Source organism: Cytobacillus gottheilii (assembly GCF_900166665.1).
GTDB classification, from domain to species: domain Bacteria; phylum Bacillota; class Bacilli; order Bacillales; family Cytobacillaceae; genus Cytobacillus; species Cytobacillus gottheilii_A.
Genome location: NZ_LT800494.1, coordinates 984,947 through 1,004,792, shown reverse-complemented (window position 1 = coordinate 1,004,792; position 19,846 = coordinate 984,947). Strand labels below are relative to the sequence as shown.

Below are 19,846 nucleotides of genomic sequence, written 5' to 3'. Positions count from 1 at the left end.
CGTTCCATTGCGCTGCGGACCCTCGCTTTCCGCGGGGAGCAAGTTGAGCCTCCTCGTCACTTCGTTCCTGCGGGGTCTCACCCTTTGCTCTGCAGCCCGCAGGAGTCGAGGGCCCTCCGCTCCATTTCACTCATGAAATAAAATATATTTTATAATTATAAATAAAAAACCGAATGATTAGAAAGATGATCTTCCTTACCATTCGGTTCAATAGGTATGTTAGTTACTTATGTCCCAGCCTCAGTATTCCATTTCCCCATCAATTCACTACGCGTCTATTAGTTTTCTAAGTTCTCTTCTCAAAATCTTTTTAGCCGCATTTCGGGGAATCTCTTCAATAAAGTACATTTTCTTTGGGATTTTATATTTTGCCAGCCGCTCCAGGCAATAATTCTTAATATCTTCTTCTGTCAACGTATTGCTGGAGGCTTGGATAAAAGCAATTGGCACCTGACCCCACCGCTGGTCTTCCATGGCAATAACACCTGCATCAGCTATCTCGGGATGAGCTGTTAAGACACCTTCTATTTCGGCTGGATACACATTCTCCCCGCCAGAAATGATGAGATCCGAACGCCGGTCTAAAACAAACAAAAATCCATCATCATCCATATAGCCAAGATCACCAGTCGCAAGCCAGCCATTTTTAATTTTCTCTTGGGTGTCTTTCTCTCTGTTTAAATAGCCTATCGTAACGTTGAAACCCTTAACGATAATTTCCCCCGGTTCACCTGGGCTGGCTTCTTTTTCATCATTATTCATTATTTTCATTTGTGCAGGGAAAAGCGGTTTTCCTGCCGATCCCAGCTTTATGAGACTATATTCAGGTGATAATGTAGCAACCTGTGATGAAGTTTCCGTCATTCCATATGTTTGATAAACAGGTATTGATTTTTCCTTACAGCTTTCAAGAAGACTTAGTGGTGCTGGCCCTCCTCCCAGCAGCATGCAGCGAAAATGCTTGGGAAGCCGCTCCTGACCCAATTCCTCCAGTATCTGAGTAAGCATCGTACTCACAACGGACATGATCGTTATATTCCTTTTTTCGATAACTTCAATAACTTCTCTAGCCTGAAAACGCTCTAAGATATGTATGTTAATTCCGTAAATAACAGAGCGCATTAAAATAGAATATCCGCTAATATGAAATAGTGGGACTGTACATAACCATGAATCATTTTCAGCCAGACCAAGGTTTAATGCTGATCCTGCAGCACTCCACCAATGATTTCCGTACGTTTGCAGTACACCTTTCGGATTCCCTGTTGTTCCTGATGTATACATGACTGTACAAACATCGTTCAAGTCGATTTCTCTTACTATTGGTGCTTCACTATATGCAAGAGTATGCAATTTTTCTTTCTGCAATACAATAACGGCCGGGCAGCTCTCTTTTACCTCTTCAGCAACGGAAATGAATGAATCCTCAGTTATTAAATAGGCTGACACTGAATCTTGAACCTGCCAGGAAAGTTCACTTGCAGTAAGGCGGCTGTTTAAGATCACCGCTTTTACTCCCAGCAGCTGAAGTGCATATAAAATAATTGCACTGTCTGCACTGTTTTTTAAGAGAACTGCAGCAAAATCATTCTTTTGTAAGCCTTGTCCTGCCATTCTGCCTGCAAAATCCACGGCACGGTCATATACTTCCTTAAATGAAAATTGCGTTCCTTCAAACTCAATCGCAGTGCGATCAGGTGTTAAGAAAGCACGCTTAATTAAAAAGTTTTCCATGAGCTGCTCTCCCATTCCAGCACGCTCCTTTCTTCGACAACATTATCATCTATTAAGAGTAGTAAGCAAACTAGGCATATGACAAAACATGCGGTAATCACTCATAAATTTCAAACAAAACAGGAAATAGCCAGGATTCCTCAAAATCCTTATATGTAAAAACTATACAAAAAACTCGCCGACTGCAAATCCTGTAAGAACGCAGACAGAGGCTTAGCTGCATTTATACTCCATTCCTAAAATAAGCACTAAAGCACCATTTCGATTCTTCTTCGGCGCCGCTCAGTTATACTATCTGATAGTACAAAAAAGCTTGATGGATTTCACCATCAAGCCTTCTTTTTTGACATTAAGGGAAACGCGGAAATTGTCCAAAGTCCGGTTTGCGTTTTTCTTTAAACGCGTCTCTTCCTTCTTTAGCTTCGTCGGTTGTGTAATAAAGAAGCGTTGCATCACCAGCGAATTGCTGAATACCAGCAAGACCGTCTGTATCTGCATTAAATGCTGCTTTAAGGAAACGGATCGCTGTTGGGCTTTTCTCAAGAATTTCCTCACACCATTGAATAGTCTCTTCCTCAACCTTTTCAAGCGGAACAACTGTATTGACAAGTCCCATATCCATTGCTTCCTGTGCATTGTATTGACGGCATAAGTACCAAATTTCGCGTGCTTTTTTGTGACCGACAATTCTTGCAAGGTAACCGGAACCATAACCAGCATCAAAACTGCCGACTTTCGGGCCCGTTTGACCAAATACTGCATTATCTGCTGCAATCGTTAAATCACAAACAATATGCAGAACATGGCCGCCGCCGATTGCATACCCTTTTACCATCGCAATAACTGGTTTAGGGATAACACGAATTAAGCGCTGCAGGTCAAGAACATTTAGACGTGGAATTTGGTCGTCACCGACATATCCGCCATGACCGCGAACTTTCTGGTCTCCGCCGGAACAGAATGCTTTATCTCCAGCACCAGTTAAAATAATAACACCAACATTTTCATCATCACGTGCATACGCAAATGCATCAATAAGCTCCATTACCGTTCTTGGAGTGAAAGCATTATGTACTTGTGGGCGATTGATCGTAATCTTTGCAATCCCATTATACGTTTCGTATAGGACTTCCTCATATTGGCGTCCTGCAACCCATTCAACTGCTGACATTTCTGTTGCCTCCTTTAATGTAAAGCTGTAAAAGGACAAATCATTCTTTTATCCTCTGTTATTTTTGCTTTTCGACTATTTCTTCATGCGCGAAAAGAGAAACTCCTCTACTATTGTACCAAATTTTTCAGGTTTCTCCACATGAATTGCATGACCGCACTTTTTAACCGTCTGCCACTCGCAATTTGGCAAGGTTGCTGTCATTATATCTGCTATTTCGCAGAATTTCTTGTCTAACTCTCCGGTAATGAGGAGCACATTAAGTGAAAGCTTAGCTAAATCCTCCCACCAAGACGGCTGAGAGCCTGTTCCCATCCCCTTCAAGCTGTTGCTCAATCCTTTAGGATCGTTATGCAGCCGCTGTGCACGAATACGGTTTCGCGTAGCTTCTGGAAGAGCTTTTTGACTGTCAAACATCGGGATATTCTCCCAATAATCCACAAAGTGATGAACGCCTTTCTCCAAAATCATATGAGCTAATTTCAGATCATTTGCTCTCCGGATTATTCTTTCTTCTTCTGTACGAAGGCCAGGAGTAGCACTCTCCAAAATAAGACGGTCCACCAAATGCTGATGTTTCAAAGCAAAGGTTAAGGCAAGCCGTCCTCCCATTGAATAGCCGAGTACATCTGCCTTTGAAATATTTAAGTGGTGAAATATTTTTTTTAGATGCTCTGCTGCCTTTTCGATCGTATAGAAACTGACACCATCTGGTGACGATGTCTGACCATGACCAATGATATCAATGGCAAAAACAGATCTAGTAGATGCCCAAAAAGGATAAAACTCTCTCCACCCCGCACTATCGCCAGTGAAGCCATGCAATAAGACCAGTGGTTTTCCACTTCCCCAGCAATCGACATGGTAGCGAATGCCGTCTATAACAAAATTCATCGGTATTCGCCTTCCAAGAATCGACTTATTTCCCGGGAAACAGCATTCGTCAAGTCTCGATGCTCTTGTACATTTTCGTCACGCTTTGTCGTAATTTCCAGAACGTTCAAGCCCTTATTCTCCAAACTTCGCGGTAGAGAGGAAGAAAGGTGAGACCAATCTTCAATAAGGTTGTAATGCCCGCCAAACATGCGAATACTGTGCTCAAATTGAATGTCTAGCGGAGTTCCAAAGAGTCTCTCAAAGTTTTTTGGATGCTCAGATTGAGGGAGGAAAGAAAAGATTCCGCCGCCATTATTATTAATGAGTAAAACAGTTAAATTAATATCATATAACTTAGAAGCAATGAGACCATTAAGGTCATGGAAAAAGGTTAGATCGCCGACAATTAAATATGCAGGCTGTGTAATGGAAGCTGCACCTAAAGCTGTTGAAACAACCCCGTCAATTCCATTGGCACCTCTGTTTGCCATAACCTTAAACGACTTCTGATTATAATGGAAGAATGTGTCCAGATCTCTGATTGGCATACTGTTCCCTACAAATAGAAGTGACCCATCAGGCAGCAGCTTTGAAAGCTGTGAAAACAATTTCCCTTCGCTTAAAGATTCAGTCTGATCAATTTTCTGCAGACATTCTCTTGTTATTTCATTTAATGATCTCCAAAGTGAAAAGTACGTATCATTTTTACTCTCTTTCAAAAGAGGAAGTAATGCTGAACAGAAAAGGGGTTCATGACAGTAAATCATATCTGTTGATACAAGTCCCTGATCACGCCAGCCGGCACCTCCATCAATGATAAATTGGCGCGCATGGGCATGCTCTTTTAAAAAGATGGACAGAGGTTTTGAAACAGGCATTGCTCCAAAACGGATAACAACCTCAGGCTTCAGCTCCTGCATTGCCTTTTTATTCTTCAGAATCGTATCATATGTATCGATGATATATGTTCCATCATGATTTCCGCTGCGCAGCTGGGATAACGGATCTGCCAGGATAGGGAACTTCAGCTTTTGAGCAAGCTTCACCACTTCTCCTGCAAACATCTCTTCTTCCAGCGGTCCGCAAATAATGATCCCATTCTCCGTTTTGGAGATTGTTTCGGCGATTTCAGCAAATTCATCTTCTGACAGAGTATACTCACCTGTTTGAACCTTCACATATCGCTCCTCACGCTCATGGGATAAAAATAAATCCTCTTGATCTAAGAGAGGAATTAATGGCTCTCTAAAAGGGAAATTCAAATGAACAGGTCCAGACGGCGCTCTTTTCGCAGTTGCAGCAGCTCGGGCGCAAACGGTCCTTGCATACCGGATCATTTCCTCTGAACTTTCAGGCGGTGCCATCTCAACGAACCATTTAACATGATGACCATATAAGCGGATTTGATCAATCGCCTGTGGTGCCCCAACATCCCGCAGTTCATGGGGCCTGTCTGCTGTCAGCACGATCAGAGGAACTCTTGAATAGAAAGCTTCAACAATTGCCGGGAAGTAATTCGCTGCTGCCGTTCCAGAAGTGCATAATAAAACAACAGGCTGTTTTGATGCTTTTGCCAGTCCTAATGCAAAAAAGGCAGCAGACCGTTCATCCACATGAATGTGGATGTTTAAATCTGGGTGTTCGGCCATTACCATTGCCATTGGGGTTGACCTGGAACCAGGACTAACTACTGCATTCTCAACCCCATTTTTAACAAGCTCTGCAACAAACGCAGCAATATAGGATGTCATGGCTGCTTGATGACTCATTGTTTCATCCCTCCAAGAGCAGACCGCATTGGCCGGAATTTAATTTTTGTTTCCTCATATTCACTTACTGGATCGGAATGCTGTACAACTCCACATCCGGCAAATATGGATGCTTCATCACCCTGAATTAATCCTGAACGTAAAGCAACAGCGAACTCGCCATCCCCTCTGTAATCCATCCAGCCAATTGGGGCAGCGTAAAACCCACGGTCCAGTTCTTCTCTCTCACGAATTACTTCCATTGCCGATTCAGTTGGGACACCGCCAAGCGCTGGTGTAGGATGCAATCGTTCCACAAGCGTGAGTAATGTAGTATCTGGATTGGCTACACCTGTAACAGGGGTATAGAGATGTTGTATATCTTTTAGCTTCATTAATACAGGCTTATCGGGAATGGTCACCGACTCGCATGTTTCCTTCATAGCGGCTGTAATCATTTCAACGACATAATGGTGCTCAACCGTATTCTTTGGATCTTGAAGCAGCTCTTTACCGAGTTGCTGATCTTCTTGTTCTGTTACTCCTCTGCGGATTGAACCCGCAAGACAAGTAGAAAATAATGTCTTGTCCTCTTTTCGTACTAAACGTTCAGGCGTCGCTCCAATAAAGCAGTCACCGCTTGCTTCAAACGCAAAAATAAAACTATCTTTTTGTCTTGCTAATAAATTCCCCAGCACGTCTTCGATCGAAATTTTCTGTGAGAATGTAAGCCTTTCTTCTCTAGCGAGCACAACCTTTTGATAAAGGTCCTTCTTCATGTCATTGACAACGCTCTCAACAGTTTCCTTCCAAGCTCCTGGATTTATTTCTTCTTCTTTTATAAGGATGTTTGTTCCATTGGTAATGTGAGTTTCTAGATCCTTCAAAAGAGCTTGGCGGTTTGCCTCTATTTTTTCAAATAAAGTATGATCATCATGCTGTGTACAAATTACATTGGTTGTTAAATATGCTTCGCCATCAACGACACTATACATAAATAGAGGAAGATGAAAAAGAGAATGTGAAAACTTAGACCAGAGTACAGTCTTTTCTTTATGTGGATCGAAGGAAAATCCCCCGAATAATAATGGACCTGCGCCTTTATTTGAAAAGGCATTATAAATAACCATATCTTCTAATAATGCTTCCCATTCTTTTTTCACAAGAAAAAAGCGGTCAGCTGCCTGATCCGACTGAATTTGTCCGCATATTCCTATTCCGGCAAAAGCTTCATTACCGGAACCTTCTTTCCAAAAAAAACGTTCTCCTTCATAACGGGCTTTTCCGGCATGAAAGAAAAGGATAGGATCTATTTCATTTATTTTTTTTACTTCGCTTACTAAAATGGGCTTTGATAAAGCTTTTGCCTTTTCAATCGCTTCATGGATCCCTTCTTTTAGTTCCGTGTCATGAATCGTAACCAAAAAAATCCCTCCAATAGCTGCTTTAGCGGCTATTCTTCATTCCTTAAAGATACACCTCAATCGCTTGACATGTCAATGATTGCGGATCTTCTGCAGTATTATCATACCATATGTCTAATAAAAAAGAGCAACATTCACTATAGCTATAGAATATGGCTCATGTACAGAAAAGCTTGCTCTTAGATATGCTTATTGTGTTATATACAGCTTATTGGAAATTAACGCCTGTCCTTCTTATAAAATTAGATTGACACTCTAGAGAACATTTCCTAAACTTATGATTGTAATGTTAATAATATCGTTTTACAACCTATATATCATTAACAGCTGATACGTATATATTATAAAAGGGATAGGGAGAGTGTGTTTATGCAACCTGAAGTGCAGACGAGCATGAAGCCTGCCAATGGGGCAAAAGGCTGGAAAGTATGGTGGCAGTTAACAAGACCACATACATTAACAGCTGCATTTGTGCCGGTACTCATCGGAACAGCATTAGCGATCAGTGATACTGACATACATGTGGGACTATTTTTAGCCATGCTGCTCGCAAGCTTGCTCATTCAAGCAGCTACCAATATGTTTAATGAATATTATGATTATAAAAGAGGTCTTGATACAGAGGAGTCTGTCGGAATAGGTGGAGCCATCGTTCGAGAAGGCATTAAACCAAAGACCGTCATGCAGATTGCTTTAGGCTTATACGGAATTTCTATGCTCCTTGGCGTCTATATTTGCATGCAGACAAGCTGGTGGCTTGCGGCTGTTGGGTTAGTATGCATGGCTGTCGGTTATTTGTATACGGGCGGACCCCTGCCTATTGCTTATACACCTTTTGGAGAATTGTTTGCCGGCTTTTTTATGGGGATGATGATTATCCTCATATCATTTTATATCCAAACTGGTACGGTTTCGTTAACAAGTGTTCTTGTGTCGTTCCCAATCTTGCTGCTTGTCGGTGCCATATTGCTGGCCAATAATATTCGTGACTTTGATGGAGATAAAGATTTTGGCCGCAAGACATTAGCCATCCTGATCGGCAGAAAAGGCGCAGTGAACCTGCTTGCCGGTATGTTTATTGTTTCTTATGCATGGGTGTTTATCTTAATTTTTACTGGTGTTAGCTCTCCATGGCTCGCGCTCGTTATTTTAAGTACACCAAAAGCGATTAAAGCAACTAAAGGGTTTATAGGAAAATCGATTCCGATTACAATGATGCCAGCAATGAAAGCTACTGCACAAACAAATACCATCTTTGGTTTCTTATTATCAATTGGCTTATTTTTAGGATACCTCTTATAATTAAAACCCTTTGCCTCCAATGGCAAAGGGTTTTTTTCTGTTCAAAAAATCGCCTATATGCAAGGCATGGTTAATTTTATTAAAAACGGGTATTTTTAAGATAAGACAATAAAAAGTGCATGTACAGTTCATAATAAAAAGAACCAGAATTCAAAGTTCAAAAGAGGATGTGTCATAAAATGCTTACAAATACACAACTAAATCATTTGAAAAGTCTATTGCTGGAGGAAAAGCAATCGCTTGAAGCCCAGCTGCATGATAATAAAGATGGCAGTTTAGAGGGTGTTAATGCCCGTGAGACAGTTGGGGAACTTTCTATTTATGATAACCACCCCGCTGATATGGGTTCTGAGCTTTACGAAAGAGAAAAAGACTTCGCTTTAGAAGAGCACATTGATTCTCAACTGAACAAAATTAATGCAGCATTACAAGCAATGGAGGATGGGACATACGGAAAGTGCAAAATATCGGGAGCCGATATTCCTTACGAGAGGTTAGAAGCCATCCCTTATACACTTTATAGTAAAGAAAATAGTCCTGAACAAAACATTAAAGGTGATCGACCTGTTGAAGAAGAAGTACTGGAACCTGCTCATGGAAATACGTTTCAGCATAAACAATTTAGAGAAGTTGTTGATAACGAGGACAGTTTCCAAGAGGTTGCACGGTATGGCACTTCAGAAACACCTTCAGATTTAAGGGGTGATTATGAAGATTACAACTCTTTATATAATGAAGGTCATGATGATGAAGGATTCACTGAAGATTATGAAACCTTTATAGGCAATGATATGGAAGGAAAATCACGAAAGATTTATCCCTCCAAAAAGCATGAAGAATATGAGGCTATGCTTGATTCTGAAGACATAGATGCACCTTTTGGGGATGTGCCATATCATAAATCTGATGGATATGTAAATGATGATAACGACAAGTAACAAGTCATTGTAATCATGTTTATAAATTAGAAAAGCGATGCCATTTCTCTCTAAATGGTATCGCTTTTTATTATTTATACACTTGATTCAAGATCGCCAATTATTTCATCTATAGTTTCCGACACATCGTTCGTTCTTCTTGCAATATTAATACTGAATTCTAATAATTCTTTGTAGCTTTTCACAGGAATGACAGCATTGCTTTTTTCGTATTCGTTCAACTGCAGGCCAATATTTTGCAAGTGTAGCAGTACCTCTTCCATTGAGCCTTTTTCCATTTCAAACATGATGCTACCCCCTTTTCTCTTGTATCCATTATTACCATAAAATATGAATTTTTATAGTGGTAATAATTTCATACTTCCTCTCATCCCATGGGTATGTCCGCACTTTTCCTTTTATGCTTCAATATAGAATCAGTTTAAAATGTAATTTTATATTCATTCCAAGTAGCAAAGTAGAGAGCGGAAGAGAAAAAACCCTCTCTTCCGCTCCAATAAATGATATGTTACAGATATTCGACAGTTTACAATTTGCCGGATTTGAAGTTCTATACTCTAATTTGTGCCGAACGAATTCCCCAGATCTCGTCTGCATATTCCTTAATCGTCCGATCACTTGAGAAAAAGCCGGACGTCGCAATGTTATTCAAACTCATTTTCTGCCAGCGATGTTGGTCTGTATATGCTAACCCCGCTCTATGCTGAATTTTGGCATAAGAATCAAAATCTCTGAGTACATAATATTGATCATTTTCCATTAATAAGGAGCTGGCGATGGCCTCAAATTCTCCAGCTGTGTCTGGGAAAAATCCATTTGTTAACTGAGCAAGGACTTTTCTAATCCGCTCATCATGATGATAATATTCCATCGAATTGTAGCCGCCTTGACGTTCGTATTTCAAGACTTCCTCAGCTGTAAGGCCAAAAATGAAAATGTTTTCCTCCCCAGCCTTTTCTTTAATTTCAATATTCGCTCCATCCAGCGTTCCAACAGTAATTGCACCATTCATCATAAATTTCATATTGCCTGTGCCAGAAGCTTCCTTTGTTGCTGTAGAGATCTGCTCACTAATATCTGCTGCGGGAAACACCAGCTCAGCTAATGATACTCGATAATTTTCCAGGAAAACGACCTTCAGCTGATCTCGTGTTTGCGGGTCATTATTCACTTTTGCGGCAACAGAGTTTATTAATTTAATGATTTTTTTAGCATAATAGTAGCCTGGAGATGCTTTTGCTCCAAAAATAAAGGTTCTTGGCGACATACTGAAACTACTATTCTCTTTTAATTGATTGTATAAGTACATGACGTGAAGGATATTTAAAAGCTGTCTTTTATAAGCATGAAGCCTTTTTACTTGAACATCAAAAATGGATGAAGGATCAATATGGAGCCCTGCCTGCTTCCTGATCACTTCTGCCAGACGCTCTTTGTTTTTCTTTTTAATAGCTGCAAGCTGTTCCAGAAAAACTGAATCCTCTTCATAATCCATTAGCTTATGGAGTTCCTCCGGCCGTCTAATCCATTCGGTGCCAATGCTGTCATTTATCAGATTGGTTAACAGTGGATTAGATTTGATCAGCCATCTTCTATGGGTAATTCCATTCGTCTTGTTATTAAATTTATCAGGATAGTATTGATAAAACTGATTCATTTCTCTTAATTTGAGAATCTCCGTATGCAAAGCTGCAACACCATTAACACTATGACTGCCGCAAATGGCTAAATGAGCCATTTTCACTTGACCATGTGCAATAATGGCCATGTTTTCAATTCGAGACCAATCGCCTTCATATTCCTGCCATAGATCCTGACAAAAGCGTTCATTGATCTCATTGACGATCATGTAAATCCGCGGCAAAAGCGGCTGGAAAATACGAATCGGCCATTTTTCTAATGCTTCTGCAAGTGTCGTATGGTTCGTATATGAAATGGTATTAACCGTAATATTCCAAGCCTCATCCCAGTTCATCCCCTCTTCATCCAGCAGTATTCTCATCAGCTCTGGGATTGCCAGTACAGGATGAGTGTCATTAATATGAATGCTGACATATTCATGAAATTCTCTTAAACTACTATGCTGCCTGCGATAGGATTGAACAATAGATTTTAAGCTTGCACACACCAGAAAATATTGCTGTTTTAATCTCAATATTTTTCCTTCATCATGTGTGTCATCCGGATATAAAAATTCAGAAACCTGTTCTGTTTCACGTTTGTAATTTAATATATCTTTATTCACAGGATAAGGCGCTGGTTCAGCACTCCACAGCCTTAACGTATTGATTGTATCTGTCTGATATCCGGCAACAGGCATATCATAAGGGACAGCAGTAATGAGTTCAGGATTTAAGTGACGGAAAGCGAGAGAACCGTTTTCTTTTGTCCAGCTTTCAACATGTCCCCAAAAGGGCACCTCAATCGCCAAATCTGGCTTTCTTACTTCCCATACATGCCCATTGCGAAGCCATTGCTCCGGCAATTCCACTTGATATCCATCGACAATCTTTTGCTCAAACAGGCCATGCTTATAGCGAATACCAAAGCCATGACCTGCCAAATTTAATGATGCAAGCGAATCAAGGAAGCAAGCCGCCAGACGTCCAAGTCCACCATTGCCTAAACCGGCATCTACCTCTATCTCCTCAAGATTCTTCAAGTCGATCCCTAAATCTTGTAACCCTTCTTCTACTATGTTCTCAATGCCTAAATTCATTAAGTTTTGCCGAAGCAGTCTGCCAAGCAGGAACTCAATTGAGAGATAATACACTTGTTTTTCCTTATCAATCCGATAGCGTTCATTAGTGTTGATCCATTCTGTGCTGATATGCTCGCGAACCAGCTGCCCTAAAGCAAAATAACGATCTTTTTCAGTGCTTTCTCCAAAACTTTTACCGCAAGTCATCTCAAGCTTTTTTAAAAAAGCTTCCTTAAATGCATCCTTATCAGAAAACATGAGTTTCACTCCTAGTAATAAGACTTGCGTACAATCTATTATATTGAAAAGCAGACTGCGCCCAGCTAAAATCCTTCTTCATCGCATTGGTCATCACTTGGTCCAAATCATTTTCATTCTGAAAAAAGCCCAAAGCTCTTCGAATCGTATAGAGCATATCATGAGCATTAAAATTGGCAAACGTAAAGCCGTTTCCTTTACCAGTTTCTGGATCATAAGATAGAACTGTATCTTTTAACCCCCCGGTTTCACGTACAATTGGAACTGCTCCATATCGCATCGCAATCATTTGACCAAGTCCACATGGTTCAAATTGAGATGGCATCAGAAATAAATCTGCACCCGCATAGATCTGATGAGCAATACTTTCATCAAATCCAATATAAGCCTTACATTTTTGCGGGTATTGTCCCTCCATCGACCGGAAAAACTGCTCGAATGGCTCATCGCCTGTGCCCAGCAAAATAAATTGAATATCTTCCTGCATTAATTCATGAAAAATACAGGTTATCAGATCTAGACCCTTTTGCTTTGTCAGTCTAGTAACCATTGCAATAATAGGGATCTCAATATCTTCTACCAATCCAAATTTCTGCTGAAGATCCAGCTTATTTTCTTTCTTCCCACGTCTATCACTTACATGAAAAGATTGCTTTAATGCTGGATCTGCTGCAGGGTTATAAAATTCATCATCAATTCCATTTAAAATGCCTTCTAGATTATTAGCTCTTTTCTTTAATAGTCCGTGCAGCTTTTCTCCGTAATATTCAGTTTGGATTTCTTCTTTATACGCTTCACTTACTGTCGTAATGGAGTCCGCTGCCACTAAAGCGCCTTTCATAAAATTCATAGCGCCGTAGAATTCCAGTTCATCGCTATTATAATGCTTTTGATTTAGTTCAAATAAGTCGCCAACAGCCTCTTTAGTGAAGATACCTTGAAACTGCAGATTATGGATGGTAAATACCGATTTAATATGCTGATAACCTTTTCTATGCTGATGCTTTACTCTTAGTAAATAGGGAATCATCGCGGTATGCCAGTCATGGCAATGAATAACATCCGGAAAAAAGTCAATGTGTTCAAAACTTTCAAGAACAGCTTGATTGAAATAAGCAAACCGTTCACCATCGTCACCATATCCATATAGATGCTCTCTATTAAAATAATACTCATTATCCACGAAATAATAGGTGATATCTTTTATCACTAACTGTTCTATGCCGCAGTATTGGTTTCTCCAGCCCACTTTCACTTCGAACTGCTTTAAAGGACTCATTTTTTCTTTATACTGCTGATGGATTATTCCATATTTCGGAAGAATCACTCTTACATCTGTTCCTTGCTTAATTAATTCATTAGGCAGTGAGCCTGCTACATCGGCAAGGCCTCCTGATTTTACAAAAGGCACACACTCTGACACGACAAATAATACATTCACGAATTCATCAGCGCTCCTTGTACCGTACCTTTTCGGACGACAAATGGATTCGCTTCTGTTCCGATCAGGCTGGTATTTGGTTGTACCTTTACATCTTTATCTAAAATGCTATTCTCTAATACACAGTTTTCGCCTATCTCACACTTTTGCATAATAATGCTGTTTTTTACAACAGTTCCTTTGCCAATGACAACACCGCGGGAAATAATGCTGTTTTCTACCGTTCCTTCAATCCGGCAGCCATTCGCAATGATGGAATTGCGTACAGAGCTTCCTGATAAATACCTAGTTGGCGGTTCATCTTTGACTTTTGTATAAATAGGCTGATCCTTTAAAAAGAGGTTTTTCCATGTTTGAGGCTGCAGGAGCTGCATATTTGCTTGAAAATAAGTTTCAATTGAATCAATCGCTACAAATGATCCTGTATATTCATACGAACAAAGTGTATAGTTGTTTTGCTGTAGATCTGCCACAACGTCACACATACAGGTGTAGCCTGTTTCATCTCTTGAATTGATCAGCTCAATTAATAGGGATTTTTTTACTAAAAACACGTCTAATGATTGCTCTTCTTTATAAATGACTGTAATATCACATCCGGTATTGATATGACGATCAAGAACGGGCTTAAAGTCCATATTAAAGACTGTAAAGCAGTTAGAAATAAGAGCATATTCTTGTCTGCTTCTGTAAAAGTAATCCATATTAGCAGCGAAATGGATAAATGATCCGATGCCATTATTGTGACTGTCTAAATTAGGGGAAGGGAAGAAGAAAAGACCATCCCGTTTACGGTTTAAATCCCAATTCTTTCCTGACCCCAGATGGTCCATAAGAGAACGATATTGGTATTTGGGGAATATTGCAACACTGACAATTCCTGAGTTCACCATATTTGAAAGAATGAAGTCAATTAGACGGTAACGCCCTGCGAAGGGAATCGCAGCTAAAGAGCGGTGAAGAGATAACTCCTCAAGCCCATCATGGTAGGTAGTAGCATCAATAACGCCAAGTAACATATTATTCACATGAATCCCTCCTTCTTTTGTTCTGCCTATAAGATTAGTTTGCAAGCAATTCGAGCATATCCTCTGTCACTAGAACAATCTTGCCATCCAGCGATCTGATTACTGCACCATCTGGAATGACGATATCAGGCGGTACAATCGCTTTTTCAATTAAAACATTTCTGCCTACAATTGCCCCGGGCATCACAACAGACTCCTTAATGATCGTTCCATTGCCGACAGAGACTCCTTGAAATAGAACAGATTTATGGATATCGCCTTCAATCACACAGCCTTCGTTGATTAAGGACTGAGAGACAGCAGCATCAGGTGAAATGTATTGTGGAGGATGATTTGAATTAACAGAGTATATCCGCCAATCATAATCAAAAAGGTTTAACTCGCTGTTTTCTTCCAGCAGATCCATATTGGCCTCCCACAGGCTTTCGACTGTACCAACATCCTTCCAATATCCTTTAAAGGGATAGGCAAATAATTTACATTGCTCCTTAAGCATATGAGGAATGATGTCTTTGCCGAAATCATGACTGGAATTATGATTTAGATCATCTTCTCTTAATAATCTTTTTAAAACATTCCAGTTGAAAATATAGATCCCCATTGATGCCAAATTGTTTTTGGGATTCGCAGGCTTTTCATCAAATTCAATAATATTCATTTCTTTATTCGTGTTCATGATGCCAAATCGAGGTGCCTCATGCCATGGGACTTCAATAACGGAAATGGTTGCATCTGCACCTTTGCTCTTATGAAATTCAAGCATATGATCATAATCCATTTTATAAATGTGATCACCAGATAAAATGAGGACATACTCGGGATCATATTGCTCTAAGTAATTTAAATTCTGGTAAATAGCACTTGCTGTACCTGTATACCACTTCACCTCTGATGACTCACTATACGGCGGCAGAACGGTTACACCGCCATCTTTTCGATCCAAGTCCCATGCACTGCCAATGCCAATGTATGAATTCAGAATAAGAGGCTGATATTGTGTTAAAACACCAACTGTATCAATACCTGAATTTGTACAGTTGCTGAGAGCAAAATCAATAATTCTGTATTTTCCTCCAAAAGGGACAGCCGGCTTTGCCAAGTTTTTTGTTAATGAATTAAGCCTGCTCCCCTGTCCCCCTGCTAACAACATGGCTACGCAGTTTTTCTTTCCCATTTCCTTTTCTCCCCTTTCTTTTTTTTACATGTCTTAAAATGGAAACCCCAAAAGGAGGAATTGTCATTTGAATACCCCATTGCTTTCCATGAAAAGAAACTTCAATGGCCTTGAGCAATTTCTTATTGATTTGATTTGATCCTCCATAATCCTCCAAATCACTATTGAAGATTTCACGATATTCCCCGCCATATGGAACTCCAATTAAATAATCCTCATAAGATCGCTCTGTAAAATTACAAACAACAATATAACACTCCTCTGGATTCTCAGCTTTTCTAATAAAAGAGAAGATTGATTGCTCAGCATTATCTGCATCAATCCATTCAAAACCCTCATGACGATGCTCAACCTCGTACAGCTGCTTTGACCTTTTATACAATTTAACAAGCTCTTTCACATATCCGTTCATTTTTTTGTGCATATCATATTGCAGCAAATGCCAATCCAATTGCTCCTGATCCTTCCATTCTGAAAACATCGCAAGCTCAAACCCCATAAATAGAAGTTTTTTCCCCGGATGGGCAAACATAAAAGCCAAAAGCAGCCGCATTTGTGCAAACTTCTGCCAATAGTCTCCCGGCATTTTATCCAATAAAGACTTCTTACCATGCACGACCTCATCATGTGAAAAAGGTAATATAAAATTTTCCGAGAAAGCGTACATAAGAGAAAAGGTCATCTTCTCATGCTTATACTTTCGATCAGCTGCATGAGTTTCCATGTAAGAAAGCACGTCATTCATCCAGCCCATATTCCACTTATAACTGAACCCTAACCCCCCGTAATGAACTGGAGCGGTTACTTGCGGCCAGTCAGTTGAATCTTCTGCAATCATTAGTACACTGGGATCGTACAATTCCACCTGTTCATTCAATTTACGCAAAAATGCTGTTCCAAAAGGATTTTCCTCCGTTCTCTGGCGATTTGGCCAGTAAATAATATTGGACACAGCATCAACGCGAAATCCGTCAATATGATATTTCTCAAGCCAGAAAATAGCATTCGAAATCAAAAAACTTTGAACTTCATTTTTAGCAAGATTAAAATTTGCGGTCCCCCAAACATGATTTTCACGATCGGCTTCCGTTTCATATTCATATACATTGTCACCATCAAACCTGTATAAACCATGTGCGTCTTTACAGAAGTGCCCAGGAACCCAATCCAGTATGACTCCGATATCATGCTGATGACATTGATCAATGAAATACATTAAATCTTTAGGCGACCCATACCTGCTAGTTGCTGCATAATAACCTGTACCTTGGTATCCCCATGAAATATCGAGCGGATGCTCAACTAGCGGTAAAATTTCAATATGAGTAAAACCATGTTCTTTAATATATGGTATGAGTTCTAATGCTAATTCCTGATAACTTAAATATTTTCCATTTTTCTTTTTCCAAGTTCCTAGATGGACTTCATAAATAACAATGGGCTTTGCCAGTGAATTGCTTTTTTCTCTTTTTTGAAGCCATTTCACATCATTCCATGCATAATCATTTAACCCGTATACTATTGATGCTGTTTTGGGACGCAGCTCTGAAAAATATGCGTACGGGTCTGACTTTAATATTACATTTCCCTCCTTTGTAACAATTTCATATTTGTAAAGCTGACCCTCTAAATTCATTTCAAGAAGGGTATACCAAACACCTTCATTATTTACCTTTTCAAGCGGATGATTTTCACCGTTCCAATGATTAAAATCCCCCACTAGTCTTACTTCCGCTGCATTTGGAGCCCACACACAAAATCTAGTTTGAATTCCCTCCTCACTTTCAAGCAGATGCGAACCAAAAAGCTTATAGGCTTCAAACAATGTACCTTCATGAAACAAATGCAATTCATAATCGGTAGGATATACTGTATTCATGCTTTTTATCACCTCTGCCTTTTTCTAAGTCACGTATCCTCTTAAAAGATGTATTCGATAAGAAACGCCAAAACCCTTGCTATTATCTATCATAATTTTTTGACAATTTAGAGCATTTTTCGGCAGCTTTCATCAAAATGCAACTGAACTTTTTTATAAATAGTCAGTTTCGTACAAGGGTGTCCTTTCTTGGAGGATAAATTTTGTTATTCATTACATAATAAATAGAAGAGATTGAAAGGAGCGTGACCGTTGATGAGCAATCAAGAAGAAGAATATCTTTTACACGAAGCAAATAAAAATCAAACCAAAATTCCTATCTTTGATGCACCAGATGGAAAAATAATGGCGACCGGGGATATGTTTAGGGGACCATACACGGGTGTAACGTCGGAGATTGATTTAAATAACCCAGGGCAAAAACTAGTAAAAAAAGAGGAAAATATAGATTGAACCCTTATTTATATTTCCTTTACGCACAAAAAAGCTGTCAACATAAGTTGACAGCTTTTTATAACAATATGACCCCTACGGGATTCGAACCCGTGTTACCGCCGTGAAAGGGCGGTGTCTTAACCGCTTGACCAAGGGGCCAATATGGCGGAGAAGGAGGGATTTGAACCCTCGCGCCGCTTACGCGACCTACACCCTTAGCAGGGGCGCCTCTTCAGCCTCTTGAGTACTTCCCCATATGGCTCCGCAGGTAGGACTCGAACCTACGACCGTTCGGTTAACAGCCGAATGCTCTACCACTGAGCTACTGCGGAATAATTGTATGGTGGGCCTAAATGGACTCGAACCATCGACCTCACGCTTATCAGGCGTGCGCTCTAACCAGCTGAGCTATAGGCCCATACAATTGGAGCGGGTGAAGGGAATCGAACCCTCATCATCAGCTTGGAAGGCTGAGGTTTTACCACTAAACTACACCCGCATATGTTTTAATATATTCAAATGGTGGCTCAGGACGGAATCGAACCGCCGACACAAGGATTTTCAGTCCTTTGCTCTACCGACTGAGCTACTGAGCCATACTTATATTTTTCTTCCTAAACTCTTAAATAGTAAGTCCTTTGCTTAAGCAGCATATTCAGTGATGTGAGCAATCTGCTCTACCGACTGAGCTACTGAGCCATACTATATTTAAAATGGCGGTCCGGACGGGACTCGAACCCGCGACCTCCTGCGTGACAGGCAGGCATTCTAACCAACTGAACTACCGGACCAAATTGCGGGGACAGGATTTGAACCTGTGACCTTCGGGTTATGAGCCCGACGAGCTACCGGACTGCTCCACCCCGCGATAATAATATTTGCATAATTTTTTTTATGCCCAATGTTACCAAATGACTGTCCCGATTTCAGAAAGTGAATTCAAGAAGTAGATCAATCGGTACAACTCGCAGTGATTTCAACGATGTTTTGCTCGTTGCTCCACCCCGCGATAATAATAATTAAAAATCTTGTATTGCCACATATAAAATTATGGCGGAGGAAGAGGGATTCGAACCCCCGCGCGGTTTAACCCGCCTGTCGGTTTTCAAGACCGATCCCTTCAGCCGGACTTGGGTATTCCTCCGCATTTCGAAAATGGTGGACCTTGTAGGACTCGAACCTACGACCGGACGGTTATGAGCCGTCTGCTCTAACCAACTGAGCTAAAGGTCCATTTATATTATTTTGGTAGCGGCGGAGGGGATCGAACCCCCGACCTCACGGGTATGAACCGTACGCTCTAGCCAGCTGAGCTACACCGCCAAAATAAATATAAAGGATATTTTATGGTGGAGCCTAGCGGGATCGAACCGCTGACCTCCTGCGTGCAAGGCAGGCGCTCTCCCAGCTGAGCTAAGGCCCCATATTGGGTATTTAAATGAATGGTCGGGAAGACAGGATTCGAACCTGCGACCCCTTGGTCCCAAACCAAGTGCTCTACCAAGCTGAGCTACTCCCCGAAATATATGGCGCGCCCGAAAGGAGTCGAACCCATAACCTTCTGATCCGTAGTCAGACGCTCTATCCAATTGAGCTACGGGCGCATATTAAAATGTTACTGGTGCCGAGGACCGGAATCGAACCGGTACGGTAGTCACCTACCGCAGGATTTTAAGTCCTGTGCGTCTGCCAGTTCCGCCACCCCGGCAAAATACTTGGAGCGGAAGACGGGATTCG

14 protein-coding genes and 15 tRNA genes are annotated in these 19,846 nt (G+C 40.6%); 3 read left to right on the top strand and 26 right to left on the bottom strand.

Annotated features, from left to right (window positions below; genetic code table 11):
- Nucleotides 1-267: 267 nt before the first annotated feature.
- The 5 genes from B7E07_RS04990 to B7E07_RS04970 all read right to left on the bottom strand — a co-directional run bounded on the left by B7E07_RS04990 (nt 268) and on the right by B7E07_RS04970 (nt 6,953).
- Nucleotides 268-1,749, bottom strand: coding sequence for an o-succinylbenzoate--CoA ligase (locus tag B7E07_RS04990; protein WP_080844330.1), 1,482 nt, complete (start codon nt 1,747-1,749; stop codon nt 268-270).
- A gap of 334 nt (nt 1,750-2,083) precedes the next feature.
- Nucleotides 2,084-2,905 (bottom strand): 1,4-dihydroxy-2-naphthoyl-CoA synthase, encoded by an 822-nt coding sequence (menB, locus tag B7E07_RS04985; RefSeq protein WP_080844329.1) that lies wholly within the window; start codon nt 2,903-2,905, stop codon nt 2,084-2,086.
- Between the two features lie 75 nt (nt 2,906-2,980).
- The gene (gene menH / locus B7E07_RS04980) at nt 2,981-3,799 is read right to left on the bottom strand and encodes a 2-succinyl-6-hydroxy-2,4-cyclohexadiene-1-carboxylate synthase (protein WP_080844328.1); all 819 of its coding nucleotides are present in this window, start codon (nt 3,797-3,799) and stop codon (nt 2,981-2,983) included.
- On the bottom strand, nt 3,796-5,550 hold the full coding sequence (gene menD / locus B7E07_RS04975; RefSeq protein WP_080844327.1) for a 2-succinyl-5-enolpyruvyl-6-hydroxy-3-cyclohexene-1-carboxylic-acid synthase: 1,755 nt from the start codon (nt 5,548-5,550) through the stop codon (nt 3,796-3,798). Before menD ends, menH begins: the two co-directional genes overlap by 4 nt.
- Nucleotides 5,547-6,953: an isochorismate synthase gene (locus B7E07_RS04970; RefSeq protein WP_080844326.1), complete on the bottom strand. Its 1,407-nt coding sequence runs from the start codon at nt 6,951-6,953 to the stop codon at nt 5,547-5,549. Before B7E07_RS04970 ends, menD begins: the two co-directional genes overlap by 4 nt.
- A gap of 369 nt (nt 6,954-7,322) precedes the next feature.
- On the opposite strand from B7E07_RS04970, the gene B7E07_RS04965 reads away from it, so the two are divergent.
- Both B7E07_RS04965 and B7E07_RS04960 read left to right on the top strand, forming a co-directional pair.
- A complete protein-coding gene (locus tag B7E07_RS04965; protein WP_080844325.1) occupies nt 7,323-8,255 on the top strand; it encodes a 1,4-dihydroxy-2-naphthoate polyprenyltransferase in 933 nt (310 codons plus the stop codon).
- A 179-nt stretch (nt 8,256-8,434) separates the two neighbouring features.
- The gene (locus tag B7E07_RS04960) at nt 8,435-9,193 is read left to right on the top strand and encodes a TraR/DksA C4-type zinc finger protein (protein ID WP_080844324.1); all 759 of its coding nucleotides are present in this window, start codon (nt 8,435-8,437) and stop codon (nt 9,191-9,193) included.
- A 74-nt stretch (nt 9,194-9,267) separates the two neighbouring features.
- On the opposite strand, the gene B7E07_RS04955 is transcribed toward B7E07_RS04960, so the two are convergent.
- From B7E07_RS04955 to glgB, 6 genes are all read right to left on the bottom strand, one after another.
- Nucleotides 9,268-9,480 carry a hypothetical protein gene (locus B7E07_RS04955; RefSeq protein WP_080844323.1) on the bottom strand — a complete coding sequence of 71 codons (213 nt, stop codon included), beginning with the start codon at nt 9,478-9,480 and terminating at the stop codon, nt 9,268-9,270.
- Nucleotides 9,481-9,743: 263 nt separating this feature from the next.
- Nucleotides 9,744-12,152 (bottom strand): glycogen/starch/alpha-glucan phosphorylase, encoded by a 2,409-nt coding sequence (locus B7E07_RS04950; RefSeq protein WP_080844322.1) that lies wholly within the window; start codon nt 12,150-12,152, stop codon nt 9,744-9,746.
- Nucleotides 12,142-13,593, bottom strand: coding sequence for a glycogen synthase GlgA (gene glgA / locus B7E07_RS04945; protein ID WP_080844321.1), 1,452 nt, complete (start codon nt 13,591-13,593; stop codon nt 12,142-12,144). Before glgA ends, B7E07_RS04950 begins: the two co-directional genes overlap by 11 nt.
- Entirely contained in the window at nt 13,590-14,621 is a 1,032-nt protein-coding gene (locus B7E07_RS04940) for a GlgC family sugar phosphate nucleotidyltransferase (RefSeq protein WP_139785573.1), read from the bottom strand. Before B7E07_RS04940 ends, glgA begins: the two co-directional genes overlap by 4 nt.
- Before the next feature lie 34 nt (nt 14,622-14,655).
- Nucleotides 14,656-15,795: a glucose-1-phosphate adenylyltransferase gene (locus B7E07_RS04935; RefSeq protein ID WP_080849108.1), complete on the bottom strand. Its 1,140-nt coding sequence runs from the start codon at nt 15,793-15,795 to the stop codon at nt 14,656-14,658.
- Complete coding sequence (gene glgB / locus B7E07_RS04930; RefSeq protein ID WP_080844320.1) at nt 15,737-17,674, bottom strand: 1,4-alpha-glucan branching enzyme; 1,938 nt, start codon at nt 17,672-17,674, stop codon at nt 15,737-15,739. Before glgB ends, B7E07_RS04935 begins: the two co-directional genes overlap by 59 nt.
- 255 nt (nt 17,675-17,929) lie before the next feature.
- Between glgB and B7E07_RS04925 the strand changes: the two genes are divergently transcribed.
- Complete coding sequence (locus B7E07_RS04925; protein WP_080844319.1) at nt 17,930-18,127, top strand: hypothetical protein; 198 nt, start codon at nt 17,930-17,932, stop codon at nt 18,125-18,127.
- Between the two features lie 69 nt (nt 18,128-18,196).
- Here the strand turns inward: B7E07_RS04925 and B7E07_RS04920 are convergent.
- From B7E07_RS04920 to B7E07_RS04850, 15 genes are all read right to left on the bottom strand, one after another.
- Nucleotides 18,197-18,268, bottom strand: a tRNA-Glu gene (locus tag B7E07_RS04920).
- Nucleotides 18,269-18,272: 4 nt separating this feature from the next.
- Nucleotides 18,273-18,363 (bottom strand) — tRNA-Ser (locus tag B7E07_RS04915).
- 3 nt (nt 18,364-18,366) lie between these two features.
- A tRNA-Asn gene (locus B7E07_RS04910) sits at nt 18,367-18,441 on the bottom strand.
- Nucleotides 18,442-18,450: 9 nt separating this feature from the next.
- Nucleotides 18,451-18,527: transfer RNA gene (locus tag B7E07_RS04905), tRNA-Ile, on the bottom strand.
- 7 nt (nt 18,528-18,534) lie between these two features.
- Nucleotides 18,535-18,608, bottom strand: a tRNA-Gly gene (locus tag B7E07_RS04900).
- Between the two features lie 21 nt (nt 18,609-18,629).
- Nucleotides 18,630-18,705: transfer RNA gene (locus B7E07_RS04895), tRNA-Phe, on the bottom strand.
- Between the two features lie 118 nt (nt 18,706-18,823).
- Nucleotides 18,824-18,900, bottom strand: a tRNA-Asp gene (locus tag B7E07_RS04890).
- A 3-nt stretch (nt 18,901-18,903) separates the two neighbouring features.
- Nucleotides 18,904-18,977: transfer RNA gene (locus tag B7E07_RS04885), tRNA-Met, on the bottom strand.
- A 183-nt stretch (nt 18,978-19,160) separates the two neighbouring features.
- A tRNA-Ser gene (locus B7E07_RS04880) sits at nt 19,161-19,253 on the bottom strand.
- Between the two features lie 12 nt (nt 19,254-19,265).
- Nucleotides 19,266-19,342, bottom strand: a tRNA-Ile gene (locus B7E07_RS04875).
- A 13-nt stretch (nt 19,343-19,355) separates the two neighbouring features.
- Nucleotides 19,356-19,432, bottom strand: a tRNA-Met gene (locus tag B7E07_RS04870).
- A 24-nt stretch (nt 19,433-19,456) separates the two neighbouring features.
- Nucleotides 19,457-19,532 (bottom strand) — tRNA-Ala (locus B7E07_RS04865).
- Nucleotides 19,533-19,552: 20 nt separating this feature from the next.
- A tRNA-Pro gene (locus B7E07_RS04860) sits at nt 19,553-19,629 on the bottom strand.
- 7 nt (nt 19,630-19,636) lie between these two features.
- A tRNA-Arg gene (locus B7E07_RS04855) sits at nt 19,637-19,713 on the bottom strand.
- 15 nt (nt 19,714-19,728) lie between these two features.
- A tRNA-Leu gene (locus tag B7E07_RS04850) sits at nt 19,729-19,817 on the bottom strand.
- Nucleotides 19,818-19,846 lie beyond the last annotated feature (29 nt).

Excerpts from the sequence above, each read along its gene's own strand:
- B7E07_RS04990 (WP_080844330.1), bottom strand. The coding sequence starts at position 1,749 with ATGGGAGAGCAGCTCATGGAAAACTTTTTAATTAAGCGTGCTTTCTTA.
- B7E07_RS04955 (WP_080844323.1), bottom strand. The coding sequence starts at position 9,480 with ATGTTTGAAATGGAAAAAGGCTCAATGGAAGAGGTACTGCTACACTTG.
- menH (WP_080844328.1), bottom strand. The coding sequence starts at position 3,799 with ATGAATTTTGTTATAGACGGCATTCGCTACCATGTCGATTGCTGGGGA.
- menB (WP_080844329.1), bottom strand. The coding sequence starts at position 2,905 with ATGTCAGCAGTTGAATGGGTTGCAGGACGCCAATATGAGGAAGTCCTA.
- B7E07_RS04960 (WP_080844324.1), top strand. The coding sequence starts at position 8,435 with ATGCTTACAAATACACAACTAAATCATTTGAAAAGTCTATTGCTGGAG.
- glgB (WP_080844320.1), bottom strand. The coding sequence starts at position 17,674 with ATGAATACAGTATATCCTACCGATTATGAATTGCATTTGTTTCATGAA.
- B7E07_RS04965 (WP_080844325.1), top strand. The coding sequence starts at position 7,323 with ATGCAACCTGAAGTGCAGACGAGCATGAAGCCTGCCAATGGGGCAAAA.
- B7E07_RS04925 (WP_080844319.1), top strand. The coding sequence starts at position 17,930 with ATGAGCAATCAAGAAGAAGAATATCTTTTACACGAAGCAAATAAAAAT.
- B7E07_RS04950 (WP_080844322.1), bottom strand. The coding sequence starts at position 12,152 with ATGTTTTCTGATAAGGATGCATTTAAGGAAGCTTTTTTAAAAAAGCTT.
- B7E07_RS04935 (WP_080849108.1), bottom strand. The coding sequence starts at position 15,795 with ATGGGAAAGAAAAACTGCGTAGCCATGTTGTTAGCAGGGGGACAGGGG.
- menD (WP_080844327.1), bottom strand. The coding sequence starts at position 5,550 with ATGAGTCATCAAGCAGCCATGACATCCTATATTGCTGCGTTTGTTGCA.